Below are 17,033 nucleotides of genomic sequence, written 5' to 3'. Positions count from 1 at the left end.
GCGGCAACCGGTTGTCGCTCCGGTGCGGGCGCTGAAGACTCGCGGGATGACCACCGCACCGACCGCAGCGACGACGTCGTCGAGCGGTGCCCCCCGCCGCTCCTCGCCCCGCCCGCCGGTGCGGCACGTGCACCTCGGCCTCGGCAGCTTCTTCCGGGCCCACCAGGCCTGGTACACCCAGCACGCCCCCGACGGCGGCGACTGGGGGATCGCGGCCTTCACCGGCCGCCGCCCCGACCTCGCGCGCGCCCTCGCGGCGCAGGACGCGGTCTACACGCTCACGGTGCGGGGCGCGGCGCAGGACCGGTACGAGGTCGTCGAGTCGGTGGCCGCCGTCCACGCGGCGGCCGACCACGAGGCGTGGCTCCGGTACCTGGCGGACCCCCGCGTCGCGCTCGTGACCACGACCGTCACCGAGGCCGGTTACGCGCTGCGGCCGGACGGGCACCTCGACCTGGACCGCTCCGACGTGGGGGCGGACCTGGCCGCGCTCCGGGCGGACCCGCGCGCCCTGGTCGCCACCGCCCCCGGGCGGCTGGTCGCCGGCCTCGCGGCACGCCGCAGGAGCGACGCGGGCCCGCTCAGCCTGGTCCCGTGCGACAACCTGCCCGGCAACGGCGCGGCCGTGGCCCGGGCCGTCCTCGACCTCGCGGAGGCGCTGGACCCGGCGCTCGCGGCGTGGGCCGCGGCGCACGTGACGGCGGTGACCACGATGGTCGACCGGATCACGCCGGAGCCGACCGCCGAGGACGTGGCCCGCGTCCGCGCCGTCACCGGAGCGCTCGACGCGGCCCCGGTGACCACCGAGCCGTTCAGCGAGTGGGTCATGGCGGGCACCTTCGCCGCCGGGCGGCCGGCGTGGGAGGCCGCGGGCGCGCTCGTGGTCCCCGACGTGGAGCCGTACGAGCGCCGCAAGCTCTGGCTCCTCAACGGCGCCCACTCGCTGCTCGCGTACGCCGGCCTCGCGCGCGGCCACGGCACCGTCGCCGAGGCGATCGCGGACGAGACCTGCCGGGGCTGGGTCGAGCAGTGGTGGGACGAGGCCTCCGCCCATGTGCCCCTGCCCGCCGCCGACGTCGCCGCCTACCGCGCCGCGCTCCTCGAGCGCTTCGCGAACCCGAGCATCCGGCACCGGCTGGACCAGATCGCGGCGGACGGCTCCCTCAAGCTGCCCGTGCGCGTCCTGCCGACGCTGCGGGCGGAGCGCGCCCGGGGCGGGCTCGCGGCGGGCGCCAGCCGCGTCGTCGCCGCCTGGATCCACCACCTGCGGGGCGACGCCCCGCTGCGCGACCCCGACGGCGAGCGGCTGCGCGTCGCCGCGTCCGGGCCGACGGCACCCGCGGTGCGCCGGGTCCTCGCGCTGCTGGACCCCGAGGTCGCGCAGGACGAGACGGTGCTCGCCGCGGTGCTCGCCCAGATCGAGGAGGTCGCGCGGCCATGAGCGGCACGGGTGCCGCGGCCGCCGGGTCCACCGGACACCGGGCGCGGGTGGTCGTCGGGCTCGACGTCGGCACGACCGCCGTCAAGGCCGTCGCCTTCGAGGTCGGCACGGGACGGCGCAGCGTCGCGAGCCGCCACTACCCGCTGCTCGAGCCGGCACCGGGCCACCAGGTGCAGGACCCGGCGCACGTGCTGCGCGCCCTGGAGCGGGCCCTCGGGGAGTGCGTCCGCGCGGTCGGCGGTGCGGACGTCGCCGGCGTCGCGGTGAGCGCGGCGATGCACGGGCTCGCCGGCCTGGACGCCGCCGGTCTGCCCACGACGCCGCTCCTGACCTGGGCCGACGGGCGCGCGGCGGACGTCGCCGGGCAGCTGCGGGCGTCGGGCGCGGCGGCCGTGCTCCACGACCGCACCGGCACGCCCGTCCACCCGATGTCCCCGCTGACCAAGCTCGCGTGGCTGGCCCGGCACGACGCGGCGACCGTCGCCCGCACCGCGTGCTGGGCGGACCTCAAGGCCCTCGTGCTCGCCCACCTCACGGGGAAGGTGGTGACCGAGCGGTCCTCGGCCTCCGCCTCGGGCCTGTGGGACCGGCGGACGCGGGCATGGGACCCGCACGCGCTGGCGGTCGCCGGCACCACGGCCGCGCACCTGCCCCGGGTCGTCGAGCCGGAGGAGCGCCTGGCCCTCCTCCCGGACGTCGCCCGCAGGCTCGGCCTGCCGGCCGGGACGCCGGTCGTGGCCGGCGGCGCCGACGGGCCCCTGGGCAACCTGGGGGTGCGCGCGCTCGCGCCCGGCGTGCTCGGGCTCTCGCTCGGCACCTCCGGCGCGGTGCGCACCGTCATCGCGCACCAGCCCGAGCGGCTCGACCCCGCGCTGTTCTGCTACGCCCTCAGCGGCGACCTGTCCGTCGTCGGGGGCGCCGTGAGCACGGGAGGCGTGGCGCTCGGCTGGGCCGTCGACGCGTTCGCGCCCGAGCTGCGCGGGCACCACGACGCCCCCGAGGCGCTGCTGCTGGCGGAGGCCGCGGCCGTCCCGCCGGGCAGCGACGGGCTGGTGATGCTGCCCCACCTCCTGCCGGAGCGCGCCCCCTCGTGGGACCCGACCCTGCCGGGCGCCTACCTCGGGCTGGCCGCACGCCACCGACGCGGCCACCTCGTGCGCGCCGCCGTCGAGGGCGTCGCGCTCCAGCTGGCCGACCTGGTCCGGCGCCTCGACGCCCTGCACCCGGTCACCGAGGTGCGCGCGACCGGGGGAGCGCTGCGCTCGCCGGTGTGGCGCGCGTCGCTCGCCGCGGCCCTCGACCGCCCGGTGCGCGTCGTCGACGCGCTCGCGGGCTCGGCGCTCGGCGCGGCGGCCCTCGGTGCGCACGCGCTCGGCCTCGCGCCGGACCTGCCGGCGGCGCTCGCGCTCCTCGGCGGCACCGGCACGGACGACGACGTCGTGGTCCCGGACCGCGAGGCCGTCACGGCCCTGGCCGCGGCCCGCGCGAGCGTCCCGCGCTACCTGGCGGCGCTCGGCGCGGTCGCGGTGCCGGGCACGGGCGTGCCGCCCGCCGCGGCGGACTGAGCGCGCGCGGCCCATCCCGTGCGCCGTCGTGGCCGGGGGCCGGTCGACCCGCGGACCAGCAGCTGGGCGGGCAGGAGCACCGGTCGCACGTCGCGGAGCTGGCGGCGGTCGTGCTGCTCCAGGAGCGAGCGCACCGCGTACGCACCGAGGTTGCGCAGCGGCGCGGCGACCGTCGTCAGCGGCGGGCTGCAGAAGTCCGCACCGAAGATGTTGTCGAAGCCCACCACGCTGACGTCCTGCGGGACGCGGGCGCCGAGCGCGGCGAGGCCGCGCATCAGCCCGATCGCCAGCAGGTCGTTGTAGGCCACGACCGCCGTCGTCGGCTGCTCCGCGAGCGCCGTCGTCGCCGCCGCGCCGCCGGCGAGCGTGGGCGGGAACGGCCCGAGGCGCCGGACCCGGAGATCGAGCTCGAACGCCGCCTCGCGCATCGAGCGCCAGCGCATGCCGTCGGCCCACGAGGCCTCCGGACCCGCCAGGTACGTCAGCGTCGTGTGCCCCAGGCCCGCGAGGTGCTCGACCGCGCGGCGCGTCCCGCGCGCATTGTCGGTCACGACGCTCGGCACGTCGGTCATGACGCGGTTGAGCACGACCGTCGGTCGCTGCTTCGCGGCGACCCGGATCGCGGAGTCCGACATGCGTGACGTCGCCAGGACGAGCCCCTCGACGAGCGGGAGGGTCCGGTCCAGCGCCTCGCGCTCGGCCTCGCTCGACTCGTCCACGTCGGCGACCAGCATGGTGTAGCCCGCCGCGTTCGCCTCCTGCTGCGCGCCGCGGATGATGTCGAAGAAGAACGGGTTCGTGACGTCGGAGACGACGAGCGCGAGGAGCGACGTGCGGCCGGTCGGCAGGGCGCGCGCGAGGGGGTTGGTGCGGTAGCCCATGGCGGCGGCGGTCTGGCGGATCCGCTCGGCGGTCTCGGCGTTGACCCGGCCCGGGCGGGAGAACGTCCGCGAGACCGTGGACGGCGCCACCCCGCAGGCCCGCGCGACGTCGTAGATGGTCGGCGTGGCGCGGCGGAGGGGCCCAGCGCCGGCGACCGGGAGGGCCGTGCCCTCGTCCTGGACGTCCATCACCCCACCGTAGGTTTCGCGGCAACCGGTGGCAACCGGTTGTCGTTGCCCCGAGGGGGCCGTGCCCGACCGGGTGGCAACGAATGGCAACCGCTTGTCGCCCCGCGACGGCACGCGCTCAATGGAGGCACGCGGGAACGTCCCGGATCCCTTGAGCGGCCGACGCGGGCCGAGAGGAGCACGACATGCTTCGTCCCCAGGACACCAGCACGCGGGAGCGCAAGGCGCTCGACGGCCTCTGGGACTTCCGGCTCGACGCGGCGGGCGAGGGCCGCGCGGCGGGCTGGTTCGCCGGGCGCCTCGAGGGTGCGACGTCGATGCCGGTCCCCGCCAGCTACAACGACGTCCCGGCCGACGCCGACGCGCGCGACCACGTGGGCGACGTCTGGTACCAGACCGTCGTCCGCGTCCCGCGCGGCTGGGCCGGCCGGCGCGTGGTGCTGCGGTTCGACTCCGCGACGCACCGCGCGGTCGTGTGGGTCGGCGACACGGAGGTCATGACGCACGAGGGTGGCTACACGCCGTTCGAGGCCGACGTCACCGCACTGGTCGCCCCCGGCGAGGAGGTCCGCGTGACCGCCGTCGTCAACAACGAGCTGAGCTTCCAGACGATCCCGCCCGGCATCGTCGAGGACACGCCGCACGGGCGGCGCCAGCGCTACTTCCACGACTTCTTCAACTACGCGGGCCTGCACCGCTCGGTGTGGCTGTACGCCACGGCGCCCGAGCACGTCACCGACGTGCGGGTGGTGACCGAGGTAGGCGAGGACGGCGTGACCGGCGTCGTGCGCTACGAGGTCGAGCACTCGGGCGGTGTCGCCGTGCGCGTCACCCTGCGCGACGCCGACGGCCGTGCGGTGGCGACGGGCGAGGGCGCCCGGGCCGAGCTCGAGGTCGCGCGTGCCCACCTGTGGGCGCCGGGCGACGGGTACCTCTACGAGGCCGAGGTCGAGCTGCTCGACGCCGACGGCGCGACGCTCGACAGCTACCTCCAGAGCGTCGGGATCCGGACCGTCGAGGTCCGGGGCACGCAGTTCCTCATCAACGGCGAGCCGTTCTACTTCACCGGCTTCGGCAAGCACGAGGACGCGCCCGTGCGGGGCAAGGCCCACGACGACGTCCACCTCGTCAACGACTTCGCCCTGCTCGACTGGATCGGCGCCAACTCGTTCCGCACCTCGCACTACCCCTACGCCGACGAGGTCTACGACTACGCGGACCGGCGCGGCATCGTCGTCATCGACGAGGTCGCCGCCGTCGGCCTGAACATGGGCCTGGGCGGCGGGATCTTCGGCACCCAGGGGTACCCGACGTTCTCGCCGGAGACGATCAACGACGCGACCCGCGAGGTGCACGCCCGCGCGATCCGCGAGCTGGTCGCGCGGGACAAGAACCACCCGAGCGTCGTGCTCTGGTCGATCGCGAACGAGCCCGAGTCCGACACGGACGCGGCCCGCGAGTACTTCGAGCCGCTCTTCGCCCTCACGCGCGAGCTCGACCCGAGCCGGCCCGTGGGGTTCGTCAACGTCATGCTCGCGCCCCACGGCGCGTGCCAGGTCTCCCAGCTCGGCGACGTGCTCATGCTCAACCGGTACTACGGCTGGTACGTCCACACGGGTGACCTCGAGGCCGCCGAGGCCGCCTGGCGCGAGGAGCTCGGCCAGTGGGCCTCCGACGGCAAGCCGATCATCATCACCGAGTACGGCGCCGACACCATGCCGGGCCTGCACTCGGTCACCCCGGTCCCGTGGACCGAGGAGTACCAGGTCGAGTACCTCGACATGAACCACCGCGTGTTCGACGCCGTCGACGCGGTCGTCGGCGAGCACGTGTGGAACTTCGCGGACTTCGCGACGTCGTCGGGCGTGTTCCGCGTCGACGGCAACAAGAAGGGCGCCTTCACGCGCGACCGGCGCCCGAAGGCGGCGGCGCACGCGCTGCGCCGCCGCTGGACCCGTGACCGCTGACCACCGGCGTCCCCCCGCGCCGCTGCGCAGCACCGCCACCGTCCCCGGAGCCACCACCGGCACCGCCGGGTCCGCCACCGATCGAGGGAGTGCCATGACCAGCACCGCGGCTGCCCCGGCAGCCTCCGTCCCGTCGGCCACGCCGGCACCCGCCACCGGCGGGAGGCTGCGCCTGTCGCAGCTGGTCGGCTACGCCTCGGGCGACGCCGCGAACAACCTCGCGTTCTCCATGTCGTCGATGTTCCTGCTGCTCTACTACACCGACGTCGTGGGCATCTCGGCCGCCGCGGCGGGCACGCTCTTCCTCGTCGTGCGGGCGTGGGACGCGTTCGCCGACATCTTCGCGGGCCGCCTCGTGGACCGGACGATGACGCGGTGGGGCAAGTTCCGTCCGTTCTTCCTCTTCGGCTCGCTGCCCCTGCTGCTCCTGAGCGTGGCGACCTTCACGGTGCCGGGCGGGCTCGGGGGCACCGGCACGCTCGTCTACGCGTACGTCACGTACGCGCTGCTGGGGCTGGCGTACAGCCTCGTCAACATCCCGTACGGCTCGCTCGCGTCGGCGATGACGCAGGTCCCCGAGGAGCGCGCCAAGCTGGCGAGCTTCCGGATGGTGGGCACCGCCGCCACGATGATCTTGCTGGCGTTCGTCGTCGCGCCGCAGATCACCCGCTCGGACGACCTGCAGCAGTCCCTGACGCTCACCACGCTGCTCTTCGTCGTCGTGGGGCTCGGGCTGTACGGCCTGCTCTTCCGGACCTCGCGGGAGAACGTCGTCCGCGACGTGGCGAGGGTGAGCCTGCGCCAGAGCCTGGGCACCCTCAGGGGCAACAGGCCGCTGCTCATGCTGTGCCTGTCGGCGCTGTGCTTCCTCACGGGCATGTTCACGTTGCAGACCGTGCAGGCCTACTACGCCCGTGACGTCCTGGGGGACGCGAACCTGTTCATCGTCCTGACGGTGGTCAGCACGCTGGCGATGTTCGCGGTCGCGCCGGTCATCCCCAGGCTCGTGCGCGGCGTCGGCAAGAAGGCCGCGTACGTCGGTGCGGGCGCCCTGGCCGTCGTGGCCGCGACCGGCGTGGCCCTCACGCCGCCCACCATGTCGTGGCTCGCGATCGTCTTCTTCGGCCTGTACGGCATCGGGCTCGCCGCCGTGAACATGCTGATGTTCGCGCTCGAGGCGGACACCGTCGAGTACGGCGAGTGGCGCAGCGGGGTCCGCACCGAGGGCACCACCTACGCCGTGTTCTCCTTCACCCGCAAGCTCGGCCAGGCCGTGGGCGGGGCGGCCGCCGCGTACGGGCTCGGGCTGGTCGGCTACGTCGCCGAGGCGGAGCAGCAGACGCAGGCCACGACCGACGGCATCCGCTACATCGCGGGCTTCGTCCCCGCCGTGTTCATCGCCGTCGGCGTGCTCATCATGCTGGCCTACCCGCTCACGGAGAAGGTCTTCCGGTCTATGGTCGGCGAGGTCGAGGCCCGGCGCGCCGCACGCGCCGGCGCCGCCACGGACGGATCGCGGGAGGTCTGATGCACGCACCGGTGGACCGGCCCGGCACCCGCTGGGCGGACCCGCTGGGCCCGGACGACCGCGGCGCCGTGGAGCACGTCTCCGCGGCGCTGCGGCGCGCCGTGCCCTCCGGTCGCCTCGGCGTCGCCTTCTCCGGAGGCGTCGACTCGTCGGTGGTCCTGGGCCTGGCCGTCCGGGCGCTCGGGGCCGAGCGGGTCGTGGCCGTGCTCGGCGTCTCCCCGAGCCTCGCGGCGGACGAGCGCACCGCGGCGCACGACGTCGCGCGCGCCGTCGGTGCGCCCGTGGTCGAGGTCCGCACGCACGAGGGCGAGAACCCGGAGTACCGCCGCAACGGACCGGACCGGTGCTTCTTCTGCAAGGACGAGCTCTTCGCGCGCATCGGTGACGAGGTGGTCGAGGCCCACGGGCTGACGGCCGTCGCGTACGGGGAGAACGCCGACGACGCCCGCCGGCCCGACCGCCCCGGCTCGCGCGCCGCGACGTCGCACGCCGTGCTGCGGCCCCTCGCGGACGCCGGGCTCGACAAGCAGGCCGTGCGGCGCGTGGCGCGAGCGCTGCGCCTGCCGTCGGCGGACAAGCCCGCCGCCCCGTGCCTCGCCTCGCGCATCCCGCACTTCGAGGAGGTCACGCCGGACAAGCTCGCGCAGGTGGAGGCCGCCGAGGCGGCACTGCGGCGGGTCGGGCTCGGCGACCTGCGCGTGCGGCACCACGGCGACGTCGCGCGGCTCGAGGTCCCGGCCGAGCAGGTCGTCGCCGTCGCCTCGGAGCCGTTGCGGGGCGAGGTCCTGCGCGCCGTGCGCTCGGCGGGGTTCCGCTTCGTCGCGCTCGACCTCGCGGGGGTGCAGTCGGGCGCCTTCACCCTGCCGCTCGTGACGGCGCGCGGGGGAGGGGACCACCGTGGCTGAGGCCGTGCCGGACGGCGGCGCCCCGGCGGCCTGGTCGCCGCCCGCCGCGCTGGACGCCTTCGTGCGCCTCGACCACGACCGGGCGCGGCGCCGCGGCTTCGCGGAGGCGGTGCTGTGCGAGCCGAAGACCGTGGACCAGGTCGCCGCGATCGCGCGCGAGGTCGGCGACCGGGGGGCGCGCACGCTGTTCACGCGCGCGACGCCGGAGCAGGCCGCCGCCGTCCTGGAGGCGCTGCCGGACGCGCACCACGACCCGGTCGCGCGGGTCGTGGCCTGGCCGGCGCGTCCGCCCGCGCCGAGCGGCGGGCACGTCGTGGTGCTGGCGGCCGGCACGTCGGACCTCCCGGTCGCCGCCGAGGCGGCCCTCACGGCCCAGCACCTGGGCCGGGCGACGAGCCTGGTCGTGGACGTCGGGGTGGCGGGGCTGCACCGCGTGCTCGAGCACCTGGAGCTGCTGCGCGCCGCCCGCGTCGTGGTCGTCGCCGCCGGGATGGACGGCGCTCTGCCGGGCGTGGTGGCGGGACTGGTCAGCGCGCCGGTCGTGGCCGTGCCGACGTCGGTCGGCTACGGCGCCGCCTTCCAGGGTGTGGCCCCCCTGCTGACCATGCTCACCGCGTGCGCCCCGGGTGTCGCCGTCGTCAACATCGACAACGGCTACGGCGCCGGGCACCTCGCGGCGCAGATCGCGGCGCCCCAGCCGGCCTGAGGCCGGGCCGGGGCCGCCGGGCCGACTCACCGGGGCCAGGAGGCGCCGGCGACCAGGCCTGCGGCGTGGGCGGCCGCGCGCGCCGCGGCCAGGACGACCGCGACCGGCCGGCCGGACCCGTGCGCCAGCGCCACCACGTCGTCGAACTCGGGCATCGCCTGCAGCACCCGCCCGTCGCGGTGGCCGACCTTGACGCGCACCGTGCCGTCCTGGACGTCGACCGGCACCCAGGCGCGCTCCAGGACCTCCCGCTGCACCGAGGAGCGACGCACGCCGAGGGTGGACGTGTGCTCGAGCACGACGTCGGCCAGGGCGTCGGCGCCGTCGTGCCCGCTGAGCACGTGGAGCGTGTGCGCGGGTCGCCCCTTCTTCATCACGACGGGACTGAGCCAGGCGTCCAGGGCGCCCCGGCCGAGCAGCTCGGTGAGCACCTCGGGCCACACGCGCGGGTCGAGGTCGTCGACGTTCGCCTCGAGGAGCACGGCGGAGGTCGGGGCGCCGGCGGCCTCGGCCGCCGCGGGTGACTCGTCGCCGAGCACGACGCGCACGACGTTGGCGCGGTGCGGCGTGTCGCGCGTGCCGGCGCCGATGCCGCTGCCGGTGACGGTCATCGCCGGCAGCGGGCCGGACGACCCGGCCAGCGCGGTGACCAGCGCCAGGCCCGTCGGCGTCGCGAGCTCGCCGTCGCCGCCCGCGAGCACGGCCCACCCACGGGACAGCTCGAGCACCGCCGGGGCGGGCACGGGCAGCACGCCGTGGTGCGCCCGGACGGTGCCCGAGCCCAGGGCGACGGGGGAGACGACGACACGCTCCGCACCGAGGGCGGCCAGGCCGGCCGCCGTGCCGACGACGTCGGCGATCGCGTCGAGGGCGCCGACCTCGTGGAAGTGGACCTCGGCGGCGGGGACCCCGTGCACGCGCCCCTCGGCGTCGGCGAGCCGCTCGAACGTCGCCCCGGCACGGGACCGGACCTCCTCGGGCAGGTCGGCCGCGGCGAGCAGCCCGCGGATCGTGGACCAGGTCCGGTGCGGCGGGTCCTCCACGAGCACGTCCACGTGCACCTTGGCCGCGCGCAGCCCGGCGCGCCGGACCTGCTCCACGCGCAGCGCCACGGCGCCGGGCACGACGGCGTCGACCGCCTCCTGCAGCGCCGGCAGCGGGGCGCCGGCGTCCACCAGCGCGCCGAGCAGCATGTCGCCGGCCACGCCGGCGGACGCATCGATCCAGATCGTCGTCACGGGTCTCCTCAGGTCGAACGCCGACGCTATCGCCGCACCGCCGGGCGCGTCGGACCGTCCGCTCGACGGGCGAAAGCGCGCGGATCGTCGTACGTTCGGCTCGGAAACACCGCTCCACCAAGGAGGAACCATGGGACTGGACGACAAGATCGCCAACGCCGCCGAGGGTCTGGGCGGCAAGGCCAAGCAGGCGACCGGCGGGGCCACGGGCGACCGCGAGCTCGAGGCGGAGGGCCGCGGCGACCAGAAGAAGGCCGACCTCAAGCAGGCCGGCGAGAAGGTCAAGGACGCGTTCCGCAAGGACTGAGTCGCGGTTGCCGTCGACGGCTGGGGAGGAGGTGGGTGTGGTGAGGTCGATGGAGCTCCGTCTGCCCGCCCACCCCGGCCACATCCGGCACGGCCGGCAGTGGGTGCGCCGTCAGGCGGTCGCCTGCGGCGTCCACGACCACATCCTGCGTGTCCTGGAGCTCCTCACGAGCGAGGTCGTGACGAACGCCGTGAAGTACGGCGGGGGCCGAGAGGTGCGCGTGCGCGTCGCCGTCGAGGACGACGTCGTGCGCGTGGGCGTGCGCGACACGAACCCGGAGCCGCCGGCACTGCTCGACCCGGGCGAGGTCGAGCTCGGCGGCCGGGGGATGCACCTCGTGCGGAGCCTCGCCCAGGCCTGGGGCGTCGTCGAGCACGCCGAGGACGGCAAGTCCGTCTGGTTCGCCCTCGCCCTGGCGCCCGAGGGCGCCGAGGCAGGCACCCGCGCCGGGTGACGGGGGTCCACGTCGGCACGTCCGGCTGGAGCTACGACCACTGGCACCCGGAGCTGTACCCCCACGGGTCGGCGCCGCACGACCGCCTCGGTCACTACGTGTCGCGCTTCGGCACCGCCGAGCTCAACGCGAGCTTCTACCGGTGGCCGACGGACCGGGCCTTCGCCTCCTGGCGTCGGCGTCTGCCCGAGGGGTTCCTGCTCTCCGTCAAGGCCCCGCGCGGCCTGACGCACGCCAAGCGCCTGTACGCGCCCGAGGCGTGGGTCGGACGCATCGCCCGCGGCTGGCACGAGCTCGGGGCGCGCCGCGCCGTGCTGCTGGTCCAGCTGCCGCCCACCCTCGAGCGCGACGACGCCCGGCTCGACTGGTTCCTGGGCCGGCTGCCGGACTGGGTGCGGGTCGCGGTGGAGGCGCGGCACCCCAGCTGGCACGACGACGCCGTCCTCGCGCTGCTCGAGCGGCACGGCGCCGCGTACTGCGTGATGAGCGGTGCCGGCCTGCCGTGCGTGCTGCGGGCGACGGCGCCCTTCGTCTACGTCCGCCTGCACGGGCCCGACCACCACCACCTCTACGGCGGCTCGTACGGCGAGGACGACCTGCGGTGGTGGGCGGACCGCATCGGGGAGTGGCGCGCGGGCGGGCGCGAGGTCTTCGCCTACTTCAACAACGACGGCGACGCGAACGCGGTCCGCAACGCCCTGCGCCTCCGCGAGCTCGTCGGGGGGTGAGCCGGCGGCGCCGGTCGCGCCCGGCGCCGGTCGCTCAGCGCACGGTCAGGGCCGCGGCGCGCCGCACCACGTGACCGTGGTCGGCGCTCTCGGCGAACCACGCCCGCTGCCGCGTCGCACCGGTCCCGCGCCGCCACGGGCCCTCCAGCAGCTCCGTCACGGCCTCCTCGTCGCCCGCGTCGCGCAGCGCCTCCCGCACGTGGTCGACCAGCTCGGCGACCGCGGCCGCGGCGGGCACCGGGCGGGACGTCGTCGGGCTGACCAGCTGGCCGCGCAGCCCCGAGCGCGCCGCCCGCCACGAGGCGCCGCGCAGGTGCTCGACGCGCGTGGTCGGCGTGGGCGTCCCGGAGGCGGCGTCGCGCGCCGCCGTCTCGACGAGCCCGCGCACGAGGGCGGCCAGGAGCGTGGCGTCGTCCGCCTGGAGGCACACGTCGGCGATGCGGACCTCGACGGTCGGGTAGCGCGCCGAGAGTCGGGCGTCGAAGTAGACCATGCCCGGGTCGAGCACGGTGCCCGTCGCGATGAGCTCCTCGACGAGCTGGTGGTAGGCCGCCGCCGAGCCGAGCGGCGCGACCGGGCCCGCCGTCGGCCAGCGGTTCCAGACCTGGGAACGGAAGCTCGCGTAGCCGCTGTCCTCGCCGTTCCAGAACGGCGAGTTGGCCGTCAGGGCCAGGAGCACGGGCAGCCACGGGCCGATGCGGTCGAGGACGGCGACGCCCTCCTCGTCGTCCTCGACCCCCACGTGCACGTGGCAGCCGCACGTGAGCTGCTCGCGCGCCGTGAGCGCGAACTCGCGGTTGATGGCGAGGTACCTGTCGCCGGGGGAGAGGGTCGGGACGACCTTGGGCGGCGCCGTGCCGAGCGCGGCGATCCCGGCGCCCACGCGCGCGGCGGCGTGCGCGGCCCGCGCCCGGCCGGCCGCGATCTCCTCGCGCAGGTCGCCCAGGCTGGTGCACGGTCGCGTGCCCGTCTCGATCATCTGCTGCTTGAGCTCGGCCTCCAGGTCCCCGCCGGGCTCGTCGCTGCGGTCCGGCGGGTCCACCGGTCCTGCGTCCGCGTCCGCGAGGGCCGGGTCCGCGAGCCAGGGACCGGCGAGCGCTGGGCCTGAGAGCGCCGTCCCGTGGGCGGCGAGGACGGCGCCGGCGACCCCGACGACGCTCCCGTCGGGCTCGACCAGCAGGTACTCCTCCTCGACCCCGACGGTGCGCACGCGTGCAGTCTGCTCATGCCGCGGCTCCTGCGCTACCGGGACGCCGGGCGCCCGCCACCCGGACCGGTGGCGGGCGCCCGGCGCGGACACGCTCAGGCGACGACGGCGTCGGTCGCGGGCGTCGCCCCGACCCGCTGGGCCGGGGGCAGCGACTCGGCGAACGCCGCGTCGCGGCTGGACACGTTGCGCGCGATGGCGAGGTGGGCGCCGAGGAACCCGCCGGCCGCCACGGCGGCGACCCCGACGAGCCCGAGCGCGCGTCCCCGGCCGTGCCGGCCCCGGCGGCGCGCGAGCCAGGAGGCGGAGAAGAGCCCGAGCGCGAGCGAGTTGCCGGCGGCGTGCACGACCCCGACGCGGGCGCTGCGCTCGTCGGTGTGCGCCCACTCGGCCATCCCCGTCAGGGCGGTGGGCACCGCCGTGAGGATGCCGAGTCCCACCAGCCGCTGTGCGGCCGCGCGCGACTCCTCGCCGCCCACCAGGTCGAGGACGACCGCGGACATCCAGGCGCCGATGGGCGCGTCGGTGAGCAGCGGGTGCAGCGCGTGGCCCATCTGCCGGCCGAGCAGCAGGTCGCGCCTGCCCTCGTCCGCGACCAGCGCCTCGCCGAGCGGCCGCAGCGCCCGTACCGCGCCGTCGAGGCGGGAGTCGTCCTCGATCGCGCGGGCCACGCCCACCATCGGGGGCCGGGGGGCGCCGGGGGAGGCTCCCGTGTCGGTCGACGTCGTCGTTGCGTGCGTCATGCGTCCTCCAGGGGTCGTCAGCGCGGCTGCGCCGGGTGGGTGGGGTCACCGTGCGGGTTCATCGCCGCACCTGGGCGGCCGGGAGGGGGCGGAGGGCGGTCATGACCCCTCCTGCGGGGCGTCGGGGGTCCCGCGTGCCGGTGCGTCGTCCGCGTCGTCGCCCCGTGGCTTGGCCATGGCACCGTGCACCGCCGCGCGTGCGCGCTCGGGCAGCACACGGGACAGGCCCGCCTGGGTGGCGCCCATCGCCGAGACGACGACGTGGTCCTTGCCGGCGAACAGGGCGTCGAGCCCCTTGCGCGCGACGGTGGCGGCGTCGGTCCTGGGCCCGCGCCCGAGCAGCGTCTCGTCCATGCCGGAGCGGTCGAAGAACTCCGTGTCCGTCGGGCCCGGCTGCAGCGCCGTCACGGTGACCCCCGTGCCGGCGAGCTCGCGGCGGACCGCCTCGGCGAACGACTGCACGAAGGCCTTGGACGCCGCGTACGTGGCGTTCCACGGGCCGGGCATGGTCGCGGCGACGGACGAGGTGACCAGCACCCGGCCCGCGCCCTGCGCGACCATCCCGGGGAGCAGGCGGTGCGCGAGGTGCACCGTCGAGACCACGTCCAGGTGCACCACGCGCAGCTGCGCGGTCAGGTCGGACCCGACGAAGGCCCCGCCGAGGCCCACCCCGGCGTTGAGGGCGAGGACGGCGACCGGCCGCCCGGTCGCCGAGATCGCGGCGACGAGCTGCTCGACGCCGTCGGACGTCGCCAGGTCGGTGCGCACGGGAACGACGCCCGCGCGCCGGGCGAGCTGCTCCGCGGCGACCGCCAGCTCGGCGTCCTCGGCGCACAGGACGAGGTCGTGGCCGCGCTCCGCCAGGTCGTCGGCCAGCGCGCGCCCGATGCCGCTCGAGGCGCCCGTGACGACCGCCAGCGGACGGTCGGTGACCGCCGCGTCGACGCTCACGCGTCCCATCCGTGCGCGCGGTCCGGGCGTGCCGTGGCGGCGCACGCCGCGGGTCGTGTCGCGATGGTCGACGGGGTCACGGCGCCACCTCCGGAGGGCTGTGCGCGGAACGGTCGCTCCACCATCGCGCCACGAGGCGTGAGGCGCATCCGGTGGCTGTCGCCCGACCTGGCGGAGGGACCCGGGCGCGCCCGACCTGCGGGCGCGGGCCGGTCGGGGCATCCTTGGGTGCGGCAGCCCCCGCCGAGCCCAGGAGCCCCCGTGCCGACGCCCACCTCCCCTCACGGACCCGGCACACCGGCGAGCGGGCCCCGCCCGGCGCCCTCCGGCCGACCCTGGCTCCGGACCCTGGGGCGCACCGGCCTGACCGTCTCGGCCGTCGGGGCGGGCGGCGGGCCACTGGGCAGCATGCCGAACCTGTTCGGTCGCGACGTGCCGGCCGACGAGGGGGTCGCGACCGTGCGGGCCGTCCTCGCGAGCCCGATCCGCTTCCTCGACACGGCCAACGGCTACAGCGGCGGCGAGAGCGAACGCCGGATCGGGCGGGCGATCGCCGAGGCGGGCGGGCTGCCGCCCGACATGCTCCTGGCGACCAAGGTGGACCCGTCAGGCCGCGACTACTCGGGCGACCGGGTGCGGACGTCGGTCGCCGAGAGCAGGGCGCGCCTCGGCGTCGAGACGCTGCCGCTGGTCCACCTGCACGACCCGGAGAACTTCCCCTTCGCCGAGATCACGGCCCCGGGGGTGCCCTGGAGACTCTCGTGGCCCTGCGCGACGCCGGGGAGGTCGGCGCGATCGGCCTGGCCGGCGGTCCCGTCCCCGAGATGGCGCGGTACCTCGACCTCGGCGTCTTCGACGTCCTCCTGGTGCACAACCGCTGGACGCTCGTCGACCGCAGCGCCGGACCCCTCCTGGACGCCGCCGCCGAGCGGGGGATGGGCGTGGTGAACGCCGCCGTGCACGGCGGCGGCATCCTGGCGACGGGCGTCACCGGCGAGGGGCCCGCCCGGTACGGCTACCGCACCGCGCCGCCCGAGGTGGTGGCGGCGGTCGACGCCATGGATCGGGTCTGCCGCGATCACGGCACCGACCTGGCGACCGCGGCCCTGCAGTTCTCGCTGCGCGAGCCCCGCGTCGACGCGACAGTGGTGGGCATGAGCCGCCCCGCCCGGGTGGCGCAGACGGTCGCGGCCGCGTCGGTCGAGCTGCCCGACGCGCTCTTCGACGACCTCGACGGTCTCCTGCCCCCGCCGCACGCGTGGCTCGACGCCGGCTGGGGGCGCTGAGATGCGCGCGCCCGTCGCGTGGGTGACGCTGACACCCGACGCCGTCTCTCGCTGCCACCGCGGCCCGGAACGCTGAGGGGAGTCCCGTGAGGTTCCCTGCCGACCCCGCGTGGATCTCGCGGTCGCGCCGCGCCGTCACGCGTGAGGCGCAGGAGGCGGGCGCGTCGGGCCACGCGCTGCGGATCGTGGCGCTGCTGACGTCCGAGGCGGTGGCCAACGCGGTCGTCCACGGGCCGTCCGACGGCGAGGTCAGCGTCGACGTGCTGGCCCACGACGGCGTGCTGCGGGTCGGCGTCCACGACCAGAGCACGCGCCTGCCGGTGCGGCGCGAGGTGCAGGTGACCGCCCACGGCGGCCGTGGCGTGATGCTCATCGACCGGCTCTCGCGGCGCTGGGGCGTGGACCGGGACCCCGACGGCAAGACGGTGTGGTTCGAGGTCAGCCTCTAGCCCTCCGACCGCCCGTGCCTCTCGCCGCCGGACGCGCTGCCGCCTGGCGCGCGCGCTCAGGCGCCCCGGGCGGCGCGCGTGTGTCGCACGCGCGACAGGTGCGTCGTGCGGCTGAGCAGCACCCCGCGTCGTCGTTCGAGCTCGTCGAGCGCCGCCAGCAGCCGGTCGCCCGCGCGCTGTCGCTCGATGCCCGACACCGCCCACATCCGCGTCGTCGCGGCGTCGCGGACCAGCTCGCGCAGCTCGGTCGTCCCCATCCTCGTCAGGTCACGCATGGGTTCCCCCGTCCCCACGACGGCGGGTGCCCGCCCCGCCGTACCACCGCCAGCCTGGCACGGACTCCGGTCCGTGTACACGTCTGCGGTCGCACGGGCCGTGACAGTTCTTCACCCGCGCTGTGACGTGCGCGACGTCCCGGACCCCTCAAGATCAGGTTGTGGGCGTCCGATAGTCCGGCGATGCATCAGAGCACATGGGACCGCACCCGG

The 17,033-nt window shown here is 76.4% G+C and carries 17 protein-coding genes and 1 pseudogene; 12 read left to right on the top strand and 6 right to left on the bottom strand.

Annotation, left to right across the window (positions count from 1 at the left end; translation table 11 throughout):
- Positions 1 to 46 precede the first annotated feature (46 nt).
- Together H2O74_RS08955 and H2O74_RS08950 are read left to right on the top strand one after the other, a co-directional pair.
- On the top strand, positions 47 to 1,441 hold the full coding sequence (locus tag H2O74_RS08955) for a mannitol dehydrogenase family protein (RefSeq protein ID WP_182111270.1): 1,395 nt from the start codon (positions 47 to 49) through the stop codon (positions 1,439 to 1,441).
- Positions 1,438 to 3,006: a gluconokinase gene (locus H2O74_RS08950; RefSeq protein ID WP_182111269.1), complete on the top strand. Its 1,569-nt coding sequence runs from the start codon at positions 1,438 to 1,440 to the stop codon at positions 3,004 to 3,006. The genes H2O74_RS08955 and H2O74_RS08950 overlap by 4 nt, the downstream gene beginning before the upstream one ends.
- Here H2O74_RS08950 and H2O74_RS08945 read toward each other — a convergent pair.
- A complete protein-coding gene (locus H2O74_RS08945; RefSeq protein ID WP_182111268.1) occupies positions 2,940 to 4,076 on the bottom strand; it encodes a LacI family DNA-binding transcriptional regulator in 1,137 nt (378 codons plus the stop codon). The genes H2O74_RS08950 and H2O74_RS08945 overlap by 67 nt on opposite strands.
- A 185-nt stretch (positions 4,077 to 4,261) precedes the next feature.
- Here H2O74_RS08945 and uidA point away from each other — a divergent pair, with 185 nt between their 5' ends.
- The 4 genes from uidA (at position 4,262) to larB (ending at position 9,182) form a co-directional block, all read left to right on the top strand.
- Positions 4,262 to 6,043, top strand: a complete 1,782-nt coding sequence (uidA, locus tag H2O74_RS08940; protein ID WP_182111267.1) for a beta-glucuronidase — start codon at positions 4,262 to 4,264, stop codon at positions 6,041 to 6,043.
- Positions 6,044 to 6,137: 94 nt separating this feature from the next.
- On the top strand, positions 6,138 to 7,571 hold the full coding sequence (gene uidB, locus H2O74_RS08935) for a glucuronide transporter (RefSeq protein ID WP_182111266.1): 1,434 nt from the start codon (positions 6,138 to 6,140) through the stop codon (positions 7,569 to 7,571).
- A complete protein-coding gene (larE, locus tag H2O74_RS08930) occupies positions 7,571 to 8,476 on the top strand; it encodes an ATP-dependent sacrificial sulfur transferase LarE (protein ID WP_182111265.1) in 906 nt (301 codons plus the stop codon). The genes uidB and larE overlap by 1 nt, the downstream gene beginning before the upstream one ends.
- Entirely contained in the window at positions 8,469 to 9,182 is a 714-nt protein-coding gene (gene larB / locus H2O74_RS08925; protein WP_370525713.1) for a nickel pincer cofactor biosynthesis protein LarB, read from the top strand. The genes larE and larB overlap by 8 nt, the downstream gene beginning before the upstream one ends.
- Positions 9,183 to 9,208: 26 nt before the next feature.
- On the opposite strand, the gene larC is transcribed toward larB, so the two are convergent.
- Positions 9,209 to 10,420: a nickel pincer cofactor biosynthesis protein LarC gene (gene larC, locus H2O74_RS08920; protein ID WP_255491527.1), complete on the bottom strand. Its 1,212-nt coding sequence runs from the start codon at positions 10,418 to 10,420 to the stop codon at positions 9,209 to 9,211.
- A 130-nt stretch (positions 10,421 to 10,550) separates the two neighbouring features.
- Here larC and H2O74_RS08915 point away from each other — a divergent pair, with 130 nt between their 5' ends.
- Genes H2O74_RS08915 through H2O74_RS08905 form a run of 3 tightly spaced genes read left to right on the top strand, consistent with a single transcriptional unit; the run spans position 10,551 to position 11,909 of the window.
- A complete protein-coding gene (locus H2O74_RS08915; RefSeq protein ID WP_182111263.1) occupies positions 10,551 to 10,727 on the top strand; it encodes a CsbD family protein in 177 nt (58 codons plus the stop codon).
- Between the two features lie 49 nt (positions 10,728 to 10,776).
- A complete protein-coding gene (locus H2O74_RS08910; protein ID WP_182111262.1) occupies positions 10,777 to 11,181 on the top strand; it encodes an ATP-binding protein in 405 nt (134 codons plus the stop codon).
- On the top strand, positions 11,178 to 11,909 hold the full coding sequence (locus H2O74_RS08905; RefSeq protein WP_182111261.1) for a DUF72 domain-containing protein: 732 nt from the start codon (positions 11,178 to 11,180) through the stop codon (positions 11,907 to 11,909). The genes H2O74_RS08910 and H2O74_RS08905 overlap by 4 nt, the downstream gene beginning before the upstream one ends.
- Before the next feature lie 34 nt (positions 11,910 to 11,943).
- Here the strand turns inward: H2O74_RS08905 and H2O74_RS08900 are convergent, their stop codons facing one another.
- From H2O74_RS08900 to H2O74_RS08890, 3 genes are all read right to left on the bottom strand, one after another.
- Entirely contained in the window at positions 11,944 to 13,119 is a 1,176-nt protein-coding gene (locus H2O74_RS08900; RefSeq protein WP_182111260.1) for a glutamate--cysteine ligase, read from the bottom strand.
- Between the two features lie 92 nt (positions 13,120 to 13,211).
- A complete protein-coding gene (locus tag H2O74_RS08895; RefSeq protein WP_255491526.1) occupies positions 13,212 to 13,859 on the bottom strand; it encodes a DUF2231 domain-containing protein in 648 nt (215 codons plus the stop codon).
- 99 nt (positions 13,860 to 13,958) lie between these two features.
- The gene (locus tag H2O74_RS08890) at positions 13,959 to 14,810 is read right to left on the bottom strand and encodes an SDR family oxidoreductase (protein WP_255491525.1); all 852 of its coding nucleotides are present in this window, start codon (positions 14,808 to 14,810) and stop codon (positions 13,959 to 13,961) included.
- A 63-nt stretch (positions 14,811 to 14,873) separates the two neighbouring features.
- Here H2O74_RS08890 and H2O74_RS16915 point away from each other — a divergent pair.
- From H2O74_RS16915 to H2O74_RS08880, 3 genes and pseudogenes are all read left to right on the top strand, one after another.
- A pseudogene (locus H2O74_RS16915) lies at positions 14,874 to 15,461 on the top strand (aldo/keto reductase); the annotation flags it as partial.
- A 110-nt stretch (positions 15,462 to 15,571) separates the two neighbouring features.
- Complete coding sequence (locus H2O74_RS16910) at positions 15,572 to 16,096, top strand: aldo/keto reductase (RefSeq protein ID WP_370525712.1); 525 nt, start codon at positions 15,572 to 15,574, stop codon at positions 16,094 to 16,096.
- Positions 16,097 to 16,182: 86 nt separating this feature from the next.
- Complete coding sequence (locus tag H2O74_RS08880) at positions 16,183 to 16,545, top strand: ATP-binding protein (protein WP_182111258.1); 363 nt, start codon at positions 16,183 to 16,185, stop codon at positions 16,543 to 16,545.
- Between the two features lie 56 nt (positions 16,546 to 16,601).
- Here H2O74_RS08880 and H2O74_RS08875 read toward each other — a convergent pair whose 3' ends face one another.
- Entirely contained in the window at positions 16,602 to 16,820 is a 219-nt protein-coding gene (locus tag H2O74_RS08875; protein WP_182111257.1) for a hypothetical protein, read from the bottom strand.
- Between the last annotated feature and the right edge of the window lie 213 nt (positions 16,821 to 17,033).

Source organism: Actinotalea sp. JY-7876 (assembly GCF_014042015.1).
Classification (GTDB): Bacteria; Actinomycetota; Actinomycetes; order Actinomycetales; family Cellulomonadaceae; genus Actinotalea.
The sequence above is the reverse complement of the archived record's forward strand: the minus strand, read 5'-3'. Positions and strand labels throughout refer to the sequence as shown.

Excerpts from the sequence above, each read along its gene's own strand:
- H2O74_RS08875 (WP_182111257.1), bottom strand. The coding sequence starts at position 16,820 with ATGCGTGACCTGACGAGGATGGGGACGACCGAGCTGCGCGAGCTGGTC.
- H2O74_RS08915 (WP_182111263.1), top strand. The coding sequence starts at position 10,551 with ATGGGACTGGACGACAAGATCGCCAACGCCGCCGAGGGTCTGGGCGGC.
- larE (WP_182111265.1), top strand. The coding sequence starts at position 7,571 with ATGCACGCACCGGTGGACCGGCCCGGCACCCGCTGGGCGGACCCGCTG.
- H2O74_RS08945 (WP_182111268.1), bottom strand. The coding sequence starts at position 4,076 with ATGGACGTCCAGGACGAGGGCACGGCCCTCCCGGTCGCCGGCGCTGGG.
- uidB (WP_182111266.1), top strand. The coding sequence starts at position 6,138 with ATGACCAGCACCGCGGCTGCCCCGGCAGCCTCCGTCCCGTCGGCCACG.
- H2O74_RS08955 (WP_182111270.1), top strand. The coding sequence starts at position 47 with ATGACCACCGCACCGACCGCAGCGACGACGTCGTCGAGCGGTGCCCCC.
- uidA (WP_182111267.1), top strand. The coding sequence starts at position 4,262 with ATGCTTCGTCCCCAGGACACCAGCACGCGGGAGCGCAAGGCGCTCGAC.
- H2O74_RS08910 (WP_182111262.1), top strand. The coding sequence starts at position 10,777 with ATGGAGCTCCGTCTGCCCGCCCACCCCGGCCACATCCGGCACGGCCGG.
- H2O74_RS08950 (WP_182111269.1), top strand. The coding sequence starts at position 1,438 with ATGAGCGGCACGGGTGCCGCGGCCGCCGGGTCCACCGGACACCGGGCG.
- H2O74_RS08895 (WP_255491526.1), bottom strand. The coding sequence starts at position 13,859 with ATGACGCACGCAACGACGACGTCGACCGACACGGGAGCCTCCCCCGGC.